The organism is Devosia submarina (assembly GCF_003056345.1).
Lineage (GTDB): Bacteria > Pseudomonadota > Alphaproteobacteria > Rhizobiales > Devosiaceae > Devosia > Devosia submarina.
This window is the reverse complement of sequence record NZ_PYWB01000007.1, coordinates 169,857-190,470: the sequence shown is the minus strand read 5'-3', so window position 1 is coordinate 190,470 and position 20,614 is coordinate 169,857. Positions and strand designations below refer to the sequence as shown.

Genomic DNA, 20,614 nt, shown 5'->3' with positions numbered 1-20,614 from the left:
ATGTCTGATCCACGACTTTCCGACACTTCGGTATTTCCCGACCCGGTCTACAAGCAAACCGTGCTGGCCCCGCTTTTTGATGGTGCCAAGGACCACCACGTCGAGGGCTTTCGCGCTATCGACCGTGCGCACCTGGTGATGCTGGCTGAAACGGGCATTCTTGATGCGGAGCAAGCCCGCGACATCGCTAACGCGCTCGACAGCATCAACAGCGAAATAGAGCCCTCAAGCCTGGTTTATACCGGTGAAGTGGAAGACTTCTTCTTCCTGATCGAAAAAGAGCTGAAAAAGCGCGTCGGTCCGGACCTGGGCGGACGCCTACACACGGCCCGTTCGCGCAACGACATCGACCATACGCTTTTCAAGCTGGGATTGCGCGAGCGGCTCAATGCGTTGATCGAAAAAGCGCTGGCGCTTCATGCGGCGCTGATCGACGCGGCTGAGCGTGAAAAGGGGACGCTGATCGTCGCCTATACTCATGGCCAGCCCGCCCAACCCACCACATTCGGGCATTATCTTTCGGCAGTGGTCGAGTTCGTCGGCCGCGATATCGAGCGGCTTTTCGACGCCTATCGTATTCTCGATTATTCCCCGATGGGAGCTGCAGCGATCACCACGTCGGGCTTCCCCATTGACCGCCACCGCGTGGCAGAGCTTCTTGGTTTCGCCGAGCCCCTCCAGAACTCCTATTCCTGCATCGCAGGCGTAGACTACATCACCTCGACCTATAGCGCGATTGAGCTGATGTTCCTTCACCTTGGTCGCGTGATCCAGGACTTCCAAGTCTGGACCAGCTTTGAGGTAGGGCAGATCTACGTCCCCAATAGCCTGGTGCAGATTTCCTCGATCATGCCACAAAAGCGCAATCCGGTGCCGATCGAGCATTTGCGGCACCTCTCGAGCCAGACTGTAGGCCGCGCGCACGCCATGCTGACCGTAATGCACAACACCCCCTTCACCGACATGAATGACAGCGAGGGGGAAACGCAGTCCATGGGCTATGGCGCCTTCGCCAGCGCCTATCGCGTGCTCGATCTCCTCGCTTCGCTGGTCGCCCAGATCCGCATCAATCCCGAGCGGGTTCGCGAGAATATCTCGCGCTCATGCATCACCATCACCGAGCTGGCCGACAGCCTCGTCCGCCGCGAAGGACTATCCTTCCGCGAAGGGCACGAGATCGCGGCGGCCGTGGCCAAGGCGGTGGTGGCACGCAACGGCGATCTGGCCAAAGACGGCTACGAGACGTTCAAGGCTGCCTTCCAGAGTGCGACAGGGCGGGCAACCACCCTTGATGATGCGGCCTTTGCCGAAATCGTGTCGCCAGAATATTTCGTGGCTGTCCGCACCCGCTATGGTGGTCCGGCGCCGGAGCCGCTCAACGCAGCCATTGCTGGCTACAAGAAGCATGCGGCCGAGCTTGCCGCCAAACACCACGCAATTCTGCGCCGCCAGGCTGATGCCGCCCAAACGCTCAGCGCGCGATTCAATGCATTGAAGGGAGCCGTCTGATGGCCTCGATCGAACTTCTGGGACTGATCAAGGAATACGGTAAGACGCGCGCCGTGCACGGCATAGACCTCAAGATCGAAGATGGCGAATTCGTCGTCTTCGTTGGACCTTCAGGTTGCGGCAAGTCTACCACGCTGCGCATGATTGCCGGTCTTGAGGACATTTCGGGCGGCAAACTGCTGATCGGCGACGAAGTGGTGAACCAGCGCGAGCCCAAGCAGCGCAACATCGCCATGGTGTTCCAGAACTATGCCATTTATCCCCACATGACGGTGGGGCAGAACATCGGGTTCGGGCTCTATACATCCAAACTTTCCAAGGCCGAAAAGCAGCAGCGTATTGCCGAAACCGGCAAGATCCTGGGGCTCGAGAAGCTGCTCGACCGCCGGCCGGCAGCGCTTTCCGGCGGACAGCGCCAGCGCGTGGCCATTGGGCGGGCCATGGTGCGCGACCCTGTGGCATTCCTGTTCGATGAACCCCTGTCCAATCTCGACGCTCAATTGCGCTCGCAGATGCGCATGGAAATCAAGAGCCTCCACCGCCGGCTGGGCACCACGATCGTTTATGTGACCCATGACCAGGTCGAGGCCATGACAATGGCTGACAAGATCGTTGTCATGCGCGATGGGCATATCCTTCAGGTCGGCACGCCCACGGACCTTTATGAAAATCCGCAGGACGTGTTTACCGCCCGTTTCATCGGCAGCCCGTCCATGAACATGATCGGCGGCTCGGTTGCGGGTGGCGCACTGCATATCGAAGGCGCGCAGATCGAAGCTCTTCCACTGCCCGCTCACCAAGGCGAGGTGCTGGTGGGCATTCGCCCGCATGATCTCGTTGTGACCGAACAAACCGGTGGGGCAGGGCTCAGCGCAACAGGAACCGTGGAGGCAGTCGAGCCTCTCGGCGCCGAAACGCTGGTGCATGTTACCGTTGGAAACACTCCGGTCATCGCCACGGCTCCAGGCCGCGTCGTTCCGGCGATCGGCAGCACGCTGGCAATCCGCGCCGAGCCTGGCTCGCTCTACCTTTTCGATGCGAAAACCGAAACAGCACTGGGCCGGGCATGACATCGACGACATCTCGGGCCAGGGCGGTGTTGAGCCTTGGCCGAATCTACTGCGACATGGTGTTTCGCGGCCTCGAGGGCATGCCGCAACTCGGTCGCGAAGTTTTCGCCGGGGAGTTCGACCTGACCCCCGGTGGCGGCGCACTGATAACAGCTGCGCATCTTGCTGCACTCGGCCGCCCCTCAGCCTTGCTCGCTCGCTTCGGGACTGATGATCTATCAAAAACCTTGGGCCAGACGATCGATCAATTGGGCTTGGACCTGCAGTTTCTCGACCGGCACGAAACAGCGGGCCCGCAGCTGACCGTCGTGATGGTGCAGAACGGGGATCGCGCCTTCCTGTCGCGCCGTGCCGGTCATGCCCGCCCAGCCAGTTTCGAGCGTGCCCTTGCCTGGAGCGAGGCCACACATCTCCACATCGCCGAGTTCGCCACACTCCACGAAATGAACGACGCCATCAGCACCGCCAAAAGCCACGGCCTGACCGTATCACTCGACCCAAGCTGGGACGACGAGCTGATCCTCGATCCCGACTTTTTCCAACGCACTGCGGGTGCCGATATCTTCCTGCCGAACATGGAGGAAGCCGAGGCGCTCACAGGATCAAGCGACCCTTTGACGGCTTTACAGCATCTGGCAGCCCATTTCCCCATCGTCGCTCTCAAGCTTGGCGGGGACGGCGCTATGCTCGCCGCCAATGGTGAGGTGTCGCGTCTGCCCAGCCAGCGTGTTGAGGTCGTCGACACAACCGGGGCAGGGGACGCTTTCAACGCCGGGTTCCTCCATGCTTGGCTCGATGGCTTGGCGCCTGAACAATGCCTCGCTGCGGCCATCTCCGCCGGAACGCGTTCCGTACAGGCCCCTGGCGGCACCGGCAGCCTTCAGGCTGTGAGTTAGATAAAGAGTTCCATGACCAAGCCTGATTTTCGCATTTTCGACACGGCAGATGCCGTTGCCGCTGCAGTTGCCAAACACGTCGCCAGCGTAATCAAAGCAAAGCCACAGTCCACCCTTGGCTTGGCCACGGGCAAAACCTTTGTGCCCATCTACCGTGAGCTGGTGCAACTTCATCAGCAAGGCCTTGTCTCCTTTGCTGACGCCGCGAGCTTCAATCTCGATGAATATGTGGGCTTGCCTGCAAACCACCCCGCGTCATTTCGGGCCTATATGCATGAGCATTTCTTCGCCCATGTCGATCTACCAAGGGGCGCGGCACAGCTGCCCCAGACCGATCGCGATCTCCAATCAGCCTGTGTCGCCTACGAACACGCAATAGCGGATCGCTGTGGCATCGATCTGCAATTGCTCGGCATCGGTCAGAATGGCCATATCGGCTTCAACGAGCCTGGTTCGCCCTTCGATAGCCGGACCCACGTCGCGACGTTGACGGAATCGACTATCGCGGCAAACACCTCCGATTTCCCCCCAGGAGAGCGGCCACCTGGCAGAGCCATCACCATGGGTATCGGCACTATACTTGAGGCGCGAGAGATCGTTCTGGTCGCCATCGGACCCAACAAGGCCCAAGCCCTGCTGGAAGCCTTTGAACGCCCACAATCGAGCCAAAACCCGGCCTCCGCCCTTCAGAGCCATCTCCGGGTCACCGTCTATTGCGACCAGGCAGCACGCCCAAGTTCCTGAGAACGGCACCCCGATGCGTCAACTGCCGGCTGCCGCTCTTGTTAGTGGGCGATCTGACCTAGAAACGTCTTGGTGCGCTCGTTCTGCGGATTGGAAAAGAAGCTTTCGGGTTCGCCCATCTCAACGATCTCGCCCTTATCCATAAAGATCACCCTGTCGGCCACTTTGCGTGCGAAACCCATCTCATGGGTTACCACAAGCATGGTCATGCCTTCGCTGGCGAGATCGATCATGGTGTCGAGCACTTCATTGACCATTTCCGGATCGAGGGCTGATGTCGGCTCGTCAAACAGCATGATCTTGGGATTCATGCACAGCGCCCGGGCAATCGCAACTCGCTGCTGCTGACCGCCTGAAAGCTGGGCGGGATATTTGTCGGCCTGCTCCGGGATGCGCACGCGCTCAAGATAGCGCCGCGCTGTTTGTTCGGCCTCAGCCTTGCTCACTCCGCGCACCTTGATCGGAGCAAGCATGCAGTTCTCCAGCACGGTCATGTGCGGGAAAAGGTTGAACTGCTGGAAGACCATCCCGACCTCGCGACGGATCTTATCCACGTTCTCGCCACCGTTAGTCAGCTCGATGCCGTCGACGGTGATTGTTCCGGAGCGGATGGTTTCGAGCTGATTGATGCAGCGGATGAGGGTCGATTTCCCCGACCCCGAAGGGCCGCACACGACGATCTTCTCGCCCCGTGCGACCGTAAGGTTGATGGCAGTGAGGGCATGGTAGCTGTCATACCATTTGTCGACATCGCGCATGATGACCGCGGCATCGGTATTCTCGGGTACAACATTGGACATAGCGGCTTCCGCCCTCAGATCTGTTCGTTGAACTATTCGGTTTCTGCCACGAACTCGGGCAGCGGTCCGCCAACCCACTCTTCGTGCAGTGCATTCAACTGGCCATCAGCTTTAACGCGGCCCAAGAACTCGTTGATGTAGCCAAGCAGCTCATCGCTTCCTGGACGTACCGCGATACCCTGGCTCTGCTGGCGCAACGAGAATTTGGTATCGAAGCGATCTGGCGCCATGGTGTTGATCTGGGCGATCACCACGTTAGACGCGCCCATCAGCGGGGTCTGACCTGAAAGGAGCGCCTGAACGGCCGAAGCGTCATCGTCGAAGCGCTGAATATTGGCGTCCGACGGTGCGATCTCGGTGATGGCCGTGTCTTGGGTCGAAGCGCGAGCCACCGCGATGTTCTGCCCCGACAGTCCTTCGGGCCCGGTCACCTCGAGATTTGCATCACCGAAAACAAAGATTTCGATGCCCGCGTAAGGCTGGGAAAAATCCACCTGCTCATCGCGTTCGGGCGTGATCCCGAGCGATGCAACGAGGATGTCCACCTGATTGGATAGCAAATAGGGGATGCGGTTCGGGCCGGTGACCGGCACAAGGTTGAGCTCGACACCGAGATCCTCCGCCAGAAGCCGAGCCACGTCGGCATCATAGCCATCGGGGTTGCCACTCTGGTCAAGAATGCCGAAGGGCGGGAAATCAACCAGAAGACCCACGTTCACGGTACCGCGCTGCTGAATTTCTTCAACGCTCTGTGCAGCGGCGGGTCCTGCCACCATTCCGGCGGCTAGCGCTGCAGCGCCAGCAAGTGCGATCAGCTTCTTGTTTAGTTTCATTTTTAAACTCTCTCCCTGGTTGAAAATCTTGTTGTCAGCGTGCGGTCGCCACGGCGAACCGGCTTTCCAGATGCCGGGCCCACATGGAGAGTGGCCAGCAAAGGACGAAGTAGACAGCCGCCACCAGCGAAAACACAGTAAGGGGCTGAAAGGTGGCGTTGTTGATGATCTGCCCGGCACGGGTCAGTTCCACAAAGCCGATGATCGAGGTGAGCGAGGTCGCCTTGATCAGTTGCACAAGGAAGCCCACAGTGGGCGCTACTGAAATCTTGGCCGCCTGGGGCAGCACGACATAGCGCATGCGGTCCCCGTATTTAAGCCCAAGCGCATAGCTTGCTTCGCTCTGGCCGGCTGGCACTGCTTCTATGCAGCCGCGCCAGATCTCGCCAAGATAGGCGCTGGCATGCAGGGTTAGCGCCGCCGCTGCCGCAACCCAAAGGTTGATGCCCACGCCCATGATCGAAAGGCCGAAATAAACAAGAAACAGCTGCATCAGCAGCGGTGTGCCCTGGAATACCCGGATAAAGGAGAGTGCCGCGTAGCGCAGCGTTTTGATCGCCGAAACACGTGCCAAGGCGATCGCCATGCCGCCCACGGCGCCACCTGCAAAGGCGATCGCTGAAAGAAGCAGCGTCCACTGCACTGCGGTGATGATGTATAGCGCTTCATTGGGACCAAAGCTGCGAAACATCGGGCCGTTCCTATCGTGCCAGCGGATAGCTGAATGCTTTCCGCCCGATTGCTGAAAATAGGCCGGAAAAGCCTAGCGACAGGACGAGATACATTGCGGTGATCACCAGATAGACCTCGAACGCCGCAAACGTAGTCGACTGGATGTTGTTGCCCGCCGCTGCCAAATCGGTGGCCGAGATCGCCGAAACAACGGAAGAGTTCAGCATCAGGTAGATGAACTGACTAGTGAGCGCCGGATAAATGGTGCGCAAAGCCGGCTTAATAATGATGTAGCGGAAGATCTGGTGGCCCTTGAGGCCCAACGCCTTGCCTGCTTCGATCTGCCCGCGATTGATCGACTCGATGCCCGCTCGCACGATCTCGGTGGCATAGGCGCCCACATTGACCGCCAAGGCCACCAACGCGGCCGTGTTTGGATCAAACCGGATGCCGAGGGCGGGCAGGGAGAAGTAGATAAAGAAGATCTGGATCAGGAAGGGCGTGTTGCGGATCACCTCGATATAAAGGCTTACCAGCCAGCGCAGAGGGGCAGGACCCGCCGTCTTGGCGGCAGCACAGGGAACGGCGATCAAGAGGCCGATCAGAATGGCCCCGAAGCTGAGCTGCACGGTAATCAGAGCGCCGTACAGCAACTGGTCGAAATTGTTGAACACGGGCGCAAAATTGAACTGGTAGCCCATGCGCCCTTATCCTCCACAACTTCTTGCCGATCAATTAGATCGATCTAAATGCCCGCGAGCTCCCGAGTCAATCCATGGGCGGCGACCAATGGGGCAGGGCCTATTGATCCTCGTACAACCAGGTGGCTGGGAACAGTGATCCGTGCTGGAGCCATCTCCGGATCGTTGATCCTGCGCAGCAATTGCTGTGCGGCAAGCGCCCCGATCTCCGACGGCTCGGTGGCTACCGATGCGAGCCCTGGCCGCACCAGAGCGGCCTCCGCCACATTATCATACCCGATCAGGGACACATCGCGCCCAGGCAGCAGCCCCATATCACAAAAGCCCTTGTGCATGCCCAAGCCGACCACGTCATTATGGCAGATCCAGGCAGTAGGCGCCGAAGGGTCGGCAGCGATCCGTTCGGCCAGCATGATCGCCTCGACATGGGTAAGCTCGATCATTTCTTCGGTGGTTCGAACCTGATCATGCCGGCGAACGGCCGAGCGAAAGGCACCAAGTCTTTCATCGCGTGCAGAATGGTCGAGACTGCCGGCAACGAAGCCAAGGTGGGTGTGTCCCAACTCCACCAGCCGGCTAACGGCACTGTCCATTCCTCCGCTTTGATCCATGCCCGTGTAGTCGACATTTCCTGCGGCGACAGTGCGCAGCACCTCGCCCACGGGCATGTCCCAATCCTTCAGCCGGGCCATGAAGCTCGGCTCCGTACCCGCCGCAGGGCAGATGATCAGCCCATCAACCCCATGTTCGCGCATCCGGTTGACGACGCCATCCTGCTTGGCAGGTGACTCCCCGGAATGGGCGATAAAACTCGCCAATCCCGCCGCATCAATCACATCATCGATGCCAGCCAGTAGTTCGCCGAAAAAGGTGTTGGAAAGATTGGGGATGATCACCCCGATTGTTCTGCTGCGCGCCGCTCGCATCCTTGCCGCGCCAGCATTGTAGACATAGCCGATTTCGGCCATGGCAGCCTGGACAACTGCGCGCGTTTCCTCGCTCACCAGCGGGCTTTTGCGCACCACCAGCGAGGCCGTTGCGCGCGACACGGAAGCCTTTTTCGCTACATCCAATAATGTTGGCCGCGCCCGCCGGGCCGGTTTTTCGCTCATCATCATGCCCCAGCCATCCGCAATAAAACGAGCCAAGGAGTCGCGAATGTCAACTGCGTAGCGCATCCACTTACGGGTGGCGCCGAAAACGCCGATTTTACTCGAACTTGAGATAGCGGGCTGTGTCGGGATCGATGGGAACGCCTTGCTTTAAGCGGCGCTCGGCTTCGGCCCATTCGCGGTCTCCCGGAGCCATGATTGGGCCGCCTCCTGCACGCGCCGGAGCGCCGCGCAGCGACGTGAGATAGCTGCCGATGCCGCGGGCGAACATTTCCGCACCCACGAACTTGGCAGGGTCGATCACCAGCACGAAATGGCCCATGTTACGCGGTTCGTGGTTGTTGTCCGTGCCGTACATAGGGATGAAATCGGGGTCGAGCGTGGTGCCCGTCAGTAAGGCCGAGAACAGCGTTGCAACGCCCGCAAGGCCTGCACCCTTGTAGCCATATTCCTGCCCGCCTAGCGGCAGCAGCATTTCGGCCTCATGCGGATCGCGCGTGGGCCGGCCCTCGCTATCGGCCGCCACGCCCTCGGGCAATTGGGCACCGAGCGAGCGATGCAGGAGCACCCGGTTCATCGGAATGGACGAGGTGGCCATGTCCAGCAGCCAGGGGCGGCTATTAGGCACTGGCGCGGCAAAGGCCAGGGGATTAGTGCCGTGAAAACGCTGCGCGCCGTCAAACAGGGTCACCATGGAATCGGTGTTTGTGGTGGCAAAGGTCACAAAACCCTGCTCGGCACCCGCAGCCGCATAGGCGCCCGCCGCGCCCAGATGGGACGAATGCTCGATTCCGATCCCCGCAATGCCGTTTTCCCGCGCGATCTCGATCCCGGTTTCGACAGCCTTAAAGGCCGAGTAATGCCCCAAGCCGTCGTCGCCATTGAGCATTGCGCTTGCTGGAGCCGTGCGGCGCACGGTGATCTGTGGGTTCTTGTTGATGCGGCCACCAGCCATCATCTTGCAATAATGTTCCGTGAGCCGGACGCCATGACTGTCAACGCCCACTAGCGAAGCATGCATCAGGGCACGCGTCGCGGCTTGCGCCGACGCCTGACTTGCGCCTGCGCCGGTTAGCTCGGCCAGCACCCGCCGCTCAAGTTCGTCCGCCGGGACCAGGATCTGGTTGTCGCTCTGCATGGTCTACTCACATGGTTACCCCACCATCGGCGACATAGACCGCGCCGGTGGTATAGGCGAATTCATCAGAAGCAAGGTGAACGGCCATTCGGTCGCGTGTCCTCACCCGGAGTTAGAAGAACTTACATACCAGATGCAAGACATCAGCGGCGTACAAGGTGCGACCTAGTACGATGCTGATCGCAGGTTTTCGCCGCCGAAGCGCTTCCATCCTTGTGGGACACTTTGTCCCCCAAGGGCCCATACCGGCGAAAAACAGAGTTTGTTCACATCCTCCTCCAAAATGAGACTTGCACCAGAACACCTGTTTCTCTATGTCTCCGCGCAGTCGGGGCGTAGCGCAGCCTGGTAGCGCATTTGTCTGGGGGACAAAGGGTCGTCGGTTCAAATCCGGCCGCTCCGACCATTACTCCAAATCTCTCCAGGGCCGCTTTGCGGCTCTTTTTGTTGGGTGAACCGGAGCCTCCATGCTGCTGAGCGAAGCGGATCTAAAACCAGCACTGGCGCGCTGGATTGACCTGGATGGCGCCCACATCAGCCTCCTCAACTATTCTGAAAATCAGACCTTTGCCGTGGCCGCACCGTCGGGGGAGCGTTACTGCCTGCGTGTTCACCGCCCGGGCTATCATGCGCGCGCCGGTATCGAGAGCGAACTGGCCTGGCTGGCGGCAGTCGGACGCGACACCTCTGTGCCTGTTCCCGTTATGGTCAGCGGCGCCGATGGCAAGCTGCTGCAAAACATCGGCACAGAACAAGACGTGCGCTTCGCCGTTCTCTTCCGCTTTGTTGAGGGAACGGAGCCAACAATAGACAACAACCTCGGAGCGCTTTTTTCCACCCTGGGGACATACGCCGCAACGCTGCATAACCACGTCCTGAATTGGGTCCGCCCCGCCAACTTCGAACGCCCCGCCTGGACCGCCGAATCTATTCTTTCTGCGGATGGCCTATGGGGCGATTGGCGCCAGGCACCTGGCGTGGATGATGCGATATCCCCGGTGCTGCAGCGCCTCGAAACAGCGCTTCACAAGCGCCTCGCCGACTACGGCACGTCCGCGCAGCGCTTTGGCCTGATCCATGCCGACATGCGTCTCGGCAATCTCCTGGTCGATGATTCCAGGGTAACGCTGATCGACTTCGATGACAGCGGCTTTTGCTGGTTCACCTATGACTTCGCCGCCGCCATCTCGTTCCATGAGGCCCATGCCGCAGCCCCAAAGCTGCGCAATGCCTGGCTTGCCGGCTACCAGACCATCAGGCAACTGGATGCCGCCGATATCGCTTCGATCGACACCATGGTCATGCTGCGCCGCATGGCGCTCTTGGCGTGGACCGGCTCCCATGCCGAAACGAAGCTGGCGCAGACGCATATGAAGGGTTTCGCCGCAAACACTGCTCGGCTTGCCGAGCGCTATCTTGCCAATGGCCTCTGGCCCTGACCGGGCAGCTGAACCGCACTTCTCGGCTGCGCAATCCTCGTCCTGGTCGGAGCGGGTAGGGCGGATCGCCTCCTTGGCATACGCGCTGGCCCTTTTGGCGTGTTCACGAGATGTGCTGCGTTAAAGCCCCAAACAAGCCCGTAAAGAAGCCACATGTGGCGCCAGTGCTCGCCTTCGTGCAGGGACGAACACAGCACAATCCCAACTAGCGAGATCAGCAGCGCGATGGCGATTTCGTTTCCTGTGCGCCGGTAGTTGCGGATCGAAACGATCACGCTCCCGATTGCCAGCGTAACCCAGGCCACGCCGCCGCCCCAGCCATAGTTGACGAAGGAGCTGAGCCAGATGTTGTGGATCGGCTCCGGGAAGATCTTTTCCAGCTGCAGCACCCCAAGCCCGATGGGGTTCTGCATGATCATCGGCAGCACAAGAAGATAGCGGTGGTATCGCCCCTCTTCGCCAAGGTCATACGATTTGGCAAAGGTCAGCCGGTCGAGGAGCTTGGCGGTGAACTCAGCAGAGGTGAGGCTGGCAAAGGCAAATAGCACGATGCCCGTGGCGATCAGCCCGCCAACGATCATCATCAGCCGGCGCGGCCGCCCGCGATTGTGGAAGAACACATAGGCGAAAAAGCAAACAAGCGCGGCAACGACTGCAATCCGCGAAAATGAAAGCAGGATGCCCAGCAGCACCATCCCCAGCGCCCCGACAAGTATCAGCTTGCTGCCTTGCCCACGCGACAGGAAATAGGCGCAAAAAACTGCAGCAGGGATCAGGAACGAGCCATACATATTGGGGTCGTCAATCAGGCCCTTGGCGCGCCCATCCCAGGTCAGGAGCTCCATCTGCAGCAAAAAGCCGACAGTGCCCAGCAGTGAGGCGATGACGCACGAGGCAATGTAGAACTTCATGAAGTTCTCGAAATGCCGGCGGTTCCAGCTCATGGACACAAACGCGCCGATCATGCCGATCGAGATGGCGAAGGTCTTGGCCATGAGTTCGAACAGCACGAACTCTTGCCGCAGATGCGGCAAGGACGCGATGAAATAGGACAATGCCCACGCACCTAGCAGCAGGATCAGATAAACCGCTCGTCGTGTCACCTCGGGCTTCTGGCAAAGCGTAAGATAGAAGAGGGTGATCAGCAGGGAGGTGATATAAAGAAGATCGACCGGCGACGGCCGCATCAGTGTGAAGTTCATCGCCAAAACGGCGATAAGAAAAATCATGTTCCGCGTCGAGAACACGGCGATCCTCAGACCCGTAAGGCTCACCCCGATCTCGCGCGCCCGGCCGCTTGCGTCCACGCTCATGCTCATGGCGCCAATCCATAGCCAAGAAGGAATTCCCTGCTGCCCAAACCCTCGCAGTCGGGCGCGATCGAGGCAAAATGGGCCCCAGTCTCCGGCTGGATGCAGCGATAAACCGGCACGGTCCCGGCCTGCTCTGCAGCATAGAGCCAACCTCCCGTCCGCTCCCGCCTATACCCCTGCGGCGCACAGCTGCCTTCATCGGCAATCAGATGATCAAGGCGCCCGGAGAGATCTCGGGAACATTCGGCAAACTTGATGCTCGCGATGTCCCCAGGCTGGCGCGTCAGCATGAAGGCGACAATCTTGTTTCGTTGGAAGCCGAGCCTGTCTCCGGTCAACGGCCCAGTGGAAGTGACAAGGCTTTGCGATTCCGGATCGCTCCAACGGGTGAGCGCCAAGCCCACCTGCGCCGTATTTGCTGGCTCATCCTGCACCAGCAGCGACACCTCGTGAAAAACGAGATACCGGCTCTCGAAGCCCTCGCCGGGCGGAACATAGACATAGCTCAACAGGAAATCCGAGCCGACCTGATTGCTCCCGCTCTCGGGGTCCAGGAGCGAGCCATAGGCGACAAGATCAGTCTCTGCCGGCCGATCCCAATCCGAGCCGTCGATGGGCAGCAAGGGTTCGTCGAGGTCCAGAAATGAAACCTTGTCCGCGGACAGGGAAAGCCGCACCCCGCCAAACCATGGATCGGTCGCGACAGCGGCGACCCATCCTTGCTCCCGAAGATAGCCGGCCCCGGTGCCGATGAAGCCGATGTCTGTCGCCTTGCCGTCGAGCCCCGGTTCGCTCCAGCCACCTTCGAAATATTTGCGCCACGCTGTCGGATCGTTAAGTGGCGCGCGCGCCACGATCGTCTGCCAGTCGGAATTGCGCAGGCAATAGGCGTAGAGATAACCGTCCTGCCCATCGATCATCGAGCAGTCACCCTCGCCCGATGTGGTTCCCAGCCGGGGCGAGTCACTGCCGGTGATGATGTTTCCCAGGTCGGTCCAGCTGAGACCGTCATCGTTGGAACTGGCGATCGCCATGGACTTGTCCGTCTGCCCCTGCGGGCCGTAGTCGCAGATGCTTTCCTGATGCACCATGCCGATAAGGGTGCGGCCGGCCTGTGCAGTGGCGGTCAGCCACCGCCCGCACTCGTTGACGCTCCCCGGTGCACCGGCTTCAAGCACCGCCCGACGCGGTCCGCCCATGTCCCACAAGTTGGCGCCATCGACGGCATAGGTCGCCCCGTTGGCACTGAAGCCCCGAAACGAGCCATCGGGGAGCCGGATCGCCGAGAACGCGGCATCGAGTTCGTCCGGAAACGGCCCGCGCACAACGACAGCCGGGCCCACGCGCACCTGGAGACATTCCACGCAAGGTTCCTCGGCCTGCGCTGGTGCAGCCAAGGCAACAGTTCCAGATACGGCCAGCGCAAGGAAACCGGCAGCTCCTACGGTGAATTGCCTCATCACGTGCTCAATACGCGTTGGTCGTATCGAACAGCCGGATCGGAGTCATGACCACGATGTAGAGGTCGAACAGGACCGACCAGTGATCGATGTAGTAAAGATCATGGTTCACGCGCTGCATGATCTTGTCGATCGTATCGGTCTCGCCCCGCCAGCCATTGATCTGCGCCCAGCCAGTCATGCCGGGTTTCACCCGGTGGCGCGCGAAATAGCCTTCCACCGCCTCGTAATAGAGTTTGTTCTCGGCCTTCGCCTGCAGCGCATGCGGCCGCGGGCCCACGATGGACAGCTCGCCCTTTAGAACGTTGAACAACTGCGGCAGCTCGTCGATCGAGGTCTTGCGGATGAATTTGCCGACGCGCGTCACGCGCGGATCATCGCGGGTCACCATCTTGGACGCGTTGTAATCAAGCATGTCCGTGCGCATGGAGCGGAACTTGTAGATCCGGATCAGCTCATTGTTGAAGCCGTGCCGGTCCTGCATAAAGAACACCGGCCCCTTGCTCTCGAGCTTTATTGCTATGGCCGTCGCGATCATGATGGGCGACAGGAGGACCAGCGCCACAAGCGCTACGCTCTTGTCGAACAGCCATTTGAAGACGAGGTTCCAGTCCGAAATCGGCCGGTCGGCCATGTCGAACACAGCCAGATCACCCACATAGGAGTAGGCCTTGTGCGTGAACTTGAGCTTGCTCATGTGCGCCGAAAGGCGAATATCGACGGGCAAGACCCAGAGCTGGGATAGCATCTGGAGCACGCGCGTTTCGGCCGATAGCGGCATGGATACAATCACCAGATCCACTGGGGTGCGGCGCGCGAACTCGGTGAGATCGGCAACCTTGCCCAGCTTGGGCAGCCCCGCGACCTGCTCGGGCGAACGATCATCGAACCGGTCATCAAACAGGCCCAGCATGGCGATATCGTTGTTGGAGCTGGCCCGGATCTGCTCGATTAGGACTTCGGCATCCTTGCCGCCACCCACAATGGCGGTACGCCGGCGCAGGCGTCCCTGTTCGGTCCAGCGCATCACCATAGCCCGCAGCGCCAAACGATACGCCACCAGCAGCAGCGCCCCGCCAATGAACCAGCTGGCGAGCCACAGGCGCGAAAACAGGTCCGCGGCCTTGAAAAAGAAGATGCCGACGGCAATCAGAGTCACGACAATCGTCCAGGCGGCGAGCACGCGGCTCAACTGTCCCAGCAGCGTACGATAGGCGGCAATGCGATGGGTGCGTGCGGCGTTAAACAGCACATTGGCCACAAGCGTCGCGACCAGGATCACCGGCACATAAAAACCGGGTTCGCCCACCGCCACGGAGTACTCGTAAAGGGCGTAGCCGAGCACGGCCAGCAGCACCGCTTCGATTGCCTGTGCGACCCCTACAACCACAGCGCCGGACAGCGTCGGCTCCACGGGCGATGCAATAATCGCCTCGGCCTCTGGCCCAAGCCTGCGCCGTGACGGGTCCGCGCCAGCCTGTCTGGACACGTGATCGAGGACGGCTTGCTTGGGGTCGACGCGAAACATGAGACACTTACCGGTACGATTTCGTGCCGGCATTGTCGGGGCAAGGGGTTTAAACTCGGTGAAGTAAAGCCTTCAAGCTGCGCCTATAGCCTTGTAGTAGAGCGCCTCGATTGCGCCGGCCATGGTGCCCAGGGCAAAATGCTCGGCAATAAAGGCGAGCCGCTCCCGCATTTCCGCTTCCGCCCTTTCGGGTTGATCCAGCGCCTCTTGCATGGCTGCTCGCAGCGCTGTCACATCATTGGCTGGAACAAGGCTTTGCCCGGTCGGGCCAAATATTTCCGGAATGCCACCGACGCCGGTTGCAATAACGGGCAGGCCAGCTGCCGCAGCTTCAAGCACGATATAGGGCAGGGACTCCGCCAGCGAAGGAACAACAGCAATGCGCCCTCTGGCAAACGCGTCCCTTGCGGGCTGCGCCCCAAGAAGCGCAACGCGCTCCTGCAATCCAAACCTTGCGATCTGCTCCACCAGAGCGCCCCGGGCGCCACCGTCCCCCGCCATCACCAGCTTGGCCGGCTGGCCGTCCGGACGGACAACACCTGCGAGTGCCTCCACCAGCACGTGAATGCCCTTTAGATCCCTCAATTCGCCCACAAACACAAAGTCAGCAGCATCGGGCATGAGGACAACACGCCCGAATTCCTCAGGCCGCAATCCGTTATAGATCACCTGGGTCGGGCAAGTCGGCGCACCAATCAAACTGCTATAAGTAGCCTGAGCGTACTGGCTTTCGAAAATGATTGCCGCCGTCTGCCCCATCAGCCAGCGTTCTAGCCCATGAAACATGCGCCCCGAAGCTGATGACCGGCTGAAATGGAGCACGCCGCCATGGGGGGTATAAAGCGCAACATTCTTGCCGCCGCCCAAACGGGCGAGCCGCGCATAAAAGCCGCCCTTGGCCCCGTGGCCATGAAGAACGTCAATGCGTAAGGAGCGGGCCAGCCGCCGCACGCCCAGCGGCGTGACTAGATCTCCGCGACCCAGCACACGCGGCATGGCAAAGCGGTGAATGCCCAGGCTTGCATGGGGAAGCAGCGCCTGGAGCTTGCCCTCCGTCTGCGCATCATTCGCCAGGCTATCGACAACCAGCCCGATCTCATGCCCCTCGGCAGCCAAGGCTCGCGTGAGATCGGCAACGTGCCGGAACAGGCCGCCGACTGGCGCCCGCATCACCTGCAAAATGCGCAAAGGGCGAGCAATCATGCCCCGCTAGAACCAGCGTTCCTGAACAACGATCGTGTCGCCGGGATAGATCGGGAAATCGAGATCAACACTGCCCTTAGCCATCTGATTGCCCTGGCGGCGATAAACAATGGCCTTGTTGCGGTCAGCCGTATCGGAGAACCCGCCAGCAACGCTGATCGCCGAGCGCACAGTCATGCCATAGACATAAGGAAACTGTCCGGCCGTTCCCACTTCGCCCTGAATAAAGAAGGGCCGGTATTCGGCGACTTCCACGGCCACGTCGGGGTTGCGCATATAACCATTAGCCAGGGCCGCAGCCAGCCGGCTCGCCGCCATCTTGGTGGTTCCGCCGCGCACCGGCACCGGTCCCACCAGCGGAAACGCAATAGCTCCGCTATCATCGACGCGGTAGGTATCGGTCAAGTCTTCGTCGCCATACACGCTCACGCGCACGGTGTCGCCAGTGTCCAGCTGATAAGGTCCCTTGGTTTCCACCAGATAAGTAGCCGGGCGCGTAGAAGCGCAATTGGCCAAGGGTAGGGCAAGGACGATCGTAAGTATGGGAAGCCAGCGCATGGAGACTCTCGCGCATTTAGGAATAGCCGCAGTCTCCATTTTTAGGGTTAATAAAGTCCTTCCCTCGGCTCCGTATTATTGCGCCCTGCAACGGGCTTAACGGATTGCTTACCACGACAGCGCCATAACTGCCTTGATTGAATCGGGGAAGCATCATGGCATACGAGTCGCAAATCGTGCGGGACACACGCATCGATCTAGGAGCGCTGCTCGGTGCCGTGATCAAGCGGCTTCCGCGGATCATCCTGGTTACGCTGCTTCTGCTGGCCCTGACCTATGTGCTGCTGATGTTTAGCCCCAAGCTTTACGAATCTTCGGCCTCGATCCTGGTTGAGCCGCGCAGCAATGTTTATACGCGCGCCGCCAACGAACAGGCGCCCACGCTCACGGGTGCCGAAGCAGGCGTTGTGTCCAGTCAGATCGGTCTCATCAAGTCGCGCGACACGCTGCTGCGGGTGATTGACGAACTCGATCTGCGTTCTGTTTACGAATTCAATGGTAAGGGCGATGGCGGTTTTTCCCCACTGGCCCTGGTAAGCCAGATCCTGGGTCGCAAAACCGCGCCGGTCAGCCTCGACGAGATCGTGCTCAACAATCTTAATGCCCGTCTGTCCGTCGCCCAGGAGCGGGACTCGCGCATCATCTCGGTGGTGGTCCAATCCACCGACCCCCAGCGCGCCGCCGATATCGCCAACGCCATCGCCAATGCCCACGTCACCCGCCGCGCCGAGCTATCCCTGTCTGACACGGCCAAAGCCTCGGGCTGGCTGCGCACCGAAATCGAACGCCTGCGCGTTGCCACCACCGAGGCGGAAACCGCCGTTGCCAATTTCAAGGTCAACAATGACCTGCTGATCGGCGCCAACAACACCAGCCTACCCGATCAGCAGCTCTCCACAGTTGCCAGCCAGATCAGCGCAGCCCAGGAACGCAGGAACGCCGCCAATTCACGCGCAGCCCTGATCCGCGGCATGCTCGATCGCGGCCAGTCCATTGAAGGCGTCGCCGATGTGCGAGAATCCGCCACCATCCAGCAGCTCAGCCAGGAAAAGGCACGTCTGCAGGGTGAGCGGGCGCAGCGCTCGGCAACCCTTTTGGGCAATCACCCCACCATCTTGGCCCTGAATGCCCAGATTGCCGAACTCAACAACCAGATTGCGCTCGAAGGCCGCCGCGTCGCCGATGCGCTTGCCGCCGAGGCGCAGATTGCAGCCGACCTCGAGGCCTCCCTGCGCGAGGACCTCAAGCAGGCCAAGACAACGGCATCCACCGCAACCCAGGACAGCGTGACGCTGGAAGGCCTCGAGCGCGAAGCTAAGGCGCAGCGCGATCTGCTGGAAGGCTATCTGCAGCGCTATAACGAAGCCTTCTCGCGCACTGAAACTAATTCGGCTCTGCCCGATGTCCGCGTTGTCAGTGTAGCCGCCCCGTCCGTAGCGCCATCCTCCCCCAAGACCCAGCTCATCCTGGTCGCCGTCGGCATCGTGTCGCTTCTGGTGCAGATCGGCCTGATCGCCTTTGGTGAACTCATGTCTGGCCGTGCCGTCGTCTACATCGACGAGCCTGCGCATGACCGGGACAACGAGTACATCAATGAGGTCGACCGCGGCCCACGCAACGAGCCCGCCTTCACCACGCCCGAAGTCGCCGTTTCTCACGTGGCGTTCACCCAACCGGCAGCCGAAGACGTTCCCGCGCAGGATCAGTTCATCGCAGCCGATGAGTCGAACAATGACATCGAACCGGCCGCCGAGATCGAGCCGGCGGCAGAAGCCGCTCATGTCATCACGCCCGTGCCCGTCGCCACGCCCACCGACGACAATGGCCTTACCACCATTTCCGAACTTTCCTCTGATCTGGTGTTCGGCCGCACCCATCTCCTGCTGCTTGCTGCCCATAGCGAGGTCAGCGATTGCGAGGCGCTGGCTGAAGAGCTGATCGGCGATGCGCTGGGCCGCGGCCTCAGCGCGGCCCTGGTCGATGGTGGCAGTGCGCGGCCAAGCGAGGAGCCGGGCTTGAGCGATCTCAGCGCCGATGAAGCCAGCTTTGGCGACGTGGTCCAGAAGTCTGCCGACAACAGCTTCGCCGAAGTGCCATGGGGTCAACTCGGCAGCATCGATCTCGCCTCCGGCAAGCCGCTGACGCTGGTTGAAGCCCTGCGTGACATCTATGAAGTTGTCATCGTCATGACGGGTCAGTTCGGACCCCAGTCCACCCTGCCGCTCTTTGAGGGCCTCGACGCCCGTCTTGTGCTTGTAGCCGGTGATGGCGACGACTTCGCCCAAGTTTCCGAGCGCCGCCAGCAATTGCTCGACAGCGGTTTCACTACGGTCGACATTGCCGCCATCCCGGCGCGCGTCGCGGCCTGAGGCGCGCAATGTCGCTCAAATACACCGCGATCAGGGCCATGTTCGAGGCCCTGTGGCTGACGCGCATGCCAAGCCTGGCGCGTGCTTTGTCCAAGTCCCGCGGCGTCATCTTCACGCTTCATCGCGTCCTGCCAGGCACGCCCGCGGATTTCTCGCCCAACGCGATCCTCCAGATCGAGCCCGATTTTCTCCACTATGTGCTTGAACGGGTCCGCGCTTTGGGCATCGACATCGTCTCTTTGGATGAAGCCCTTGATCGCCTCGCCGCCTCCTCCCGCGGCAAACCCTTCGTCGTCCTCACCTTTGACGACGCCTACCGCGACAATCTCGAATACGCGCTGCCCATCCTGCGCCGGCACGAAGCACCATTTACCCTCTATGTTCCGACCGCGCTGGTCGATGGGGCAGGGGAGCTATGGTGGCAGGCCATTGAAGACATCATCGCCCGCCAGGATGCCATTGCGCTCACCTCAGGCGGGGAAACGGACTATGTCGACACGCTGACGGTTGCGGAAAAAACCGACGCGTTCAACAGGCTCTACTGGCAGATGCGCAAGATGCCCGAAGCCGAGCGCGTCCAGCTCGTCGGCAGCTTCGCGGGCGCCTATGGCTACGATCTGCACAAGCAATGCCGCGATCTCATCATGAACTGGCAGGAGCTGCGCCTTTTTGCCGACGAGCCGCTCTGCACCATTGGTGCCCACACCGTGCACCATTATGAGCTCGCCAAGCTCCCGCTCGAGCAGGCGCGCGATGAAATATCCAAGTCTGCCGACATCCTCCAGGCGCAGCTCGGCGAGCGCCCGCAGCACTTCTCCTATCCCCTGGGCGGACCACTCTCGGCAGGGCAGCGCGAATTCGATCTGGCGCGCGAACTGGGCTTCCAATCAGCCGTCACCACGCGCCCCGGCGGCCTTTATGCTCACCACGCTGCCAATCCACACGCCCTGCCGCGTGTATCCCTCAACGGCTACTTCCAGTCACGCCGCTATGTCGATGTTTTTGCCAGCGGCGCCATCTTCTCCCTGATGGGAAAGCTGACCGGCTGATCTATTCCGGCTTTGCCATCCAGCGAATGATCCCGATTGCGGGATAAAGCCACCCCATGCCGGCCACGATGAAATAGGGCAGCACGATCCAGCCTGGCAGATCCGGCGGGAACAGGAGGTAGACGGAGGTAACAACCGTCACCCAGGCGGCAATGGAGCCGAGAAGCACAAAAACGCCGATCAATTTGCGGTTACGCTGGGTCATGTGCGGCAAAGGTGG

19 protein-coding genes and 1 tRNA gene are annotated in these 20,614 nt (G+C 60.6%); 8 read left to right on the top strand and 12 right to left on the bottom strand.

The window, feature by feature from the left end; genetic code table 11:
• The 4 genes from argH to nagB are packed head-to-tail and all read left to right on the top strand — an operon-like array spanning position 1 to position 4,219.
• Complete coding sequence (argH, locus tag DDE77_RS12185) at positions 1 to 1,509, top strand: argininosuccinate lyase (protein ID WP_108397733.1); 1,509 nt, start codon at positions 1 to 3, stop codon at positions 1,507 to 1,509.
• The gene (locus tag DDE77_RS12180) at positions 1,509 to 2,579 is read left to right on the top strand and encodes an ABC transporter ATP-binding protein (protein ID WP_108397732.1); all 1,071 of its coding nucleotides are present in this window, start codon (positions 1,509 to 1,511) and stop codon (positions 2,577 to 2,579) included. The genes argH and DDE77_RS12180 overlap by 1 nt, the downstream gene beginning before the upstream one ends.
• Positions 2,576 to 3,475 (top strand): carbohydrate kinase family protein, encoded by a 900-nt coding sequence (locus DDE77_RS12175; RefSeq protein ID WP_108397731.1) that lies wholly within the window; start codon positions 2,576 to 2,578, stop codon positions 3,473 to 3,475. The genes DDE77_RS12180 and DDE77_RS12175 overlap by 4 nt, the downstream gene beginning before the upstream one ends.
• A 12-nt stretch (positions 3,476 to 3,487) precedes the next feature.
• On the top strand, positions 3,488 to 4,219 hold the full coding sequence (nagB, locus tag DDE77_RS12170; protein ID WP_108397730.1) for a glucosamine-6-phosphate deaminase: 732 nt from the start codon (positions 3,488 to 3,490) through the stop codon (positions 4,217 to 4,219).
• Positions 4,220 to 4,260: 41 nt separating this feature from the next.
• Here the strand turns inward: nagB and DDE77_RS12165 are convergent, their stop codons facing one another.
• From DDE77_RS12165 to DDE77_RS12140, 6 genes are all read right to left on the bottom strand, one after another.
• Positions 4,261 to 5,019 carry an amino acid ABC transporter ATP-binding protein gene (locus tag DDE77_RS12165; RefSeq protein WP_108397729.1) on the bottom strand — a complete coding sequence of 253 codons (759 nt, stop codon included), beginning with the start codon at positions 5,017 to 5,019 and terminating at the stop codon, positions 4,261 to 4,263.
• Between the two features lie 32 nt (positions 5,020 to 5,051).
• A complete protein-coding gene (locus tag DDE77_RS12160; RefSeq protein WP_108397728.1) occupies positions 5,052 to 5,852 on the bottom strand; it encodes a transporter substrate-binding domain-containing protein in 801 nt (266 codons plus the stop codon).
• Between the two features lie 34 nt (positions 5,853 to 5,886).
• On the bottom strand, positions 5,887 to 6,543 hold the full coding sequence (locus DDE77_RS12155; RefSeq protein WP_108397727.1) for an amino acid ABC transporter permease: 657 nt from the start codon (positions 6,541 to 6,543) through the stop codon (positions 5,887 to 5,889).
• 10 nt (positions 6,544 to 6,553) lie between these two features.
• The gene (locus DDE77_RS12150) at positions 6,554 to 7,225 is read right to left on the bottom strand and encodes an amino acid ABC transporter permease (RefSeq protein WP_108397726.1); all 672 of its coding nucleotides are present in this window, start codon (positions 7,223 to 7,225) and stop codon (positions 6,554 to 6,556) included.
• 44 nt (positions 7,226 to 7,269) lie between these two features.
• Positions 7,270 to 8,337 carry a LacI family DNA-binding transcriptional regulator gene (locus tag DDE77_RS12145; protein ID WP_170116516.1) on the bottom strand — a complete coding sequence of 356 codons (1,068 nt, stop codon included), beginning with the start codon at positions 8,335 to 8,337 and terminating at the stop codon, positions 7,270 to 7,272.
• 97 nt (positions 8,338 to 8,434) lie between these two features.
• Complete coding sequence (locus DDE77_RS12140; protein WP_108397724.1) at positions 8,435 to 9,475, bottom strand: Ldh family oxidoreductase; 1,041 nt, start codon at positions 9,473 to 9,475, stop codon at positions 8,435 to 8,437.
• A gap of 329 nt (positions 9,476 to 9,804) precedes the next feature.
• On the opposite strand from DDE77_RS12140, the gene DDE77_RS12135 reads away from it, so the two are divergent.
• Positions 9,805 to 9,881 (top strand) — tRNA-Pro (locus DDE77_RS12135).
• Between the two features lie 61 nt (positions 9,882 to 9,942).
• The gene (locus tag DDE77_RS12130) at positions 9,943 to 10,914 is read left to right on the top strand and encodes a phosphotransferase enzyme family protein (protein ID WP_108397723.1); all 972 of its coding nucleotides are present in this window, start codon (positions 9,943 to 9,945) and stop codon (positions 10,912 to 10,914) included.
• Here DDE77_RS12130 and DDE77_RS12125 read toward each other — a convergent pair.
• The 5 genes from DDE77_RS12125 to DDE77_RS12105 form a co-directional block, all read right to left on the bottom strand.
• Positions 10,887 to 12,233, bottom strand: coding sequence for an O-antigen ligase family protein (locus DDE77_RS12125; protein WP_108397722.1), 1,347 nt, complete (start codon positions 12,231 to 12,233; stop codon positions 10,887 to 10,889). The genes DDE77_RS12130 and DDE77_RS12125 overlap by 28 nt on opposite strands.
• On the bottom strand, positions 12,230 to 13,687 hold the full coding sequence (locus tag DDE77_RS12120) for a hypothetical protein (protein WP_108397721.1): 1,458 nt from the start codon (positions 13,685 to 13,687) through the stop codon (positions 12,230 to 12,232). Before DDE77_RS12120 ends, DDE77_RS12125 begins: the two co-directional genes overlap by 4 nt.
• Positions 13,688 to 13,694: 7 nt before the next feature.
• Complete coding sequence (locus tag DDE77_RS12115; protein WP_108397720.1) at positions 13,695 to 15,215, bottom strand: undecaprenyl-phosphate glucose phosphotransferase; 1,521 nt, start codon at positions 15,213 to 15,215, stop codon at positions 13,695 to 13,697.
• Positions 15,216 to 15,287: 72 nt separating this feature from the next.
• The gene (locus DDE77_RS12110) at positions 15,288 to 16,418 is read right to left on the bottom strand and encodes a glycosyltransferase family 4 protein (protein ID WP_108397719.1); all 1,131 of its coding nucleotides are present in this window, start codon (positions 16,416 to 16,418) and stop codon (positions 15,288 to 15,290) included.
• Positions 16,419 to 16,424: 6 nt separating this feature from the next.
• Entirely contained in the window at positions 16,425 to 16,976 is a 552-nt protein-coding gene (locus DDE77_RS12105; RefSeq protein WP_170116515.1) for a polysaccharide biosynthesis/export family protein, read from the bottom strand.
• A 155-nt stretch (positions 16,977 to 17,131) separates the two neighbouring features.
• Between DDE77_RS12105 and DDE77_RS12100 the strand changes: the two genes are divergently transcribed.
• A complete protein-coding gene (locus tag DDE77_RS12100) occupies positions 17,132 to 19,345 on the top strand; it encodes a GumC family protein (RefSeq protein ID WP_108397717.1) in 2,214 nt (737 codons plus the stop codon).
• 8 nt (positions 19,346 to 19,353) lie between these two features.
• Positions 19,354 to 20,394 (top strand): polysaccharide deacetylase family protein, encoded by a 1,041-nt coding sequence (locus DDE77_RS12095; RefSeq protein WP_108397716.1) that lies wholly within the window; start codon positions 19,354 to 19,356, stop codon positions 20,392 to 20,394.
• A gap of 1 nt (position 20,395) precedes the next feature.
• Here DDE77_RS12095 and DDE77_RS12090 read toward each other — a convergent pair whose 3' ends face one another.
• Positions 20,396 to 20,599, bottom strand: a complete 204-nt coding sequence (locus tag DDE77_RS12090) for a DUF2842 domain-containing protein (RefSeq protein ID WP_108397715.1) — start codon at positions 20,597 to 20,599, stop codon at positions 20,396 to 20,398.
• Between the last annotated feature and the right edge of the window lie 15 nt (positions 20,600 to 20,614).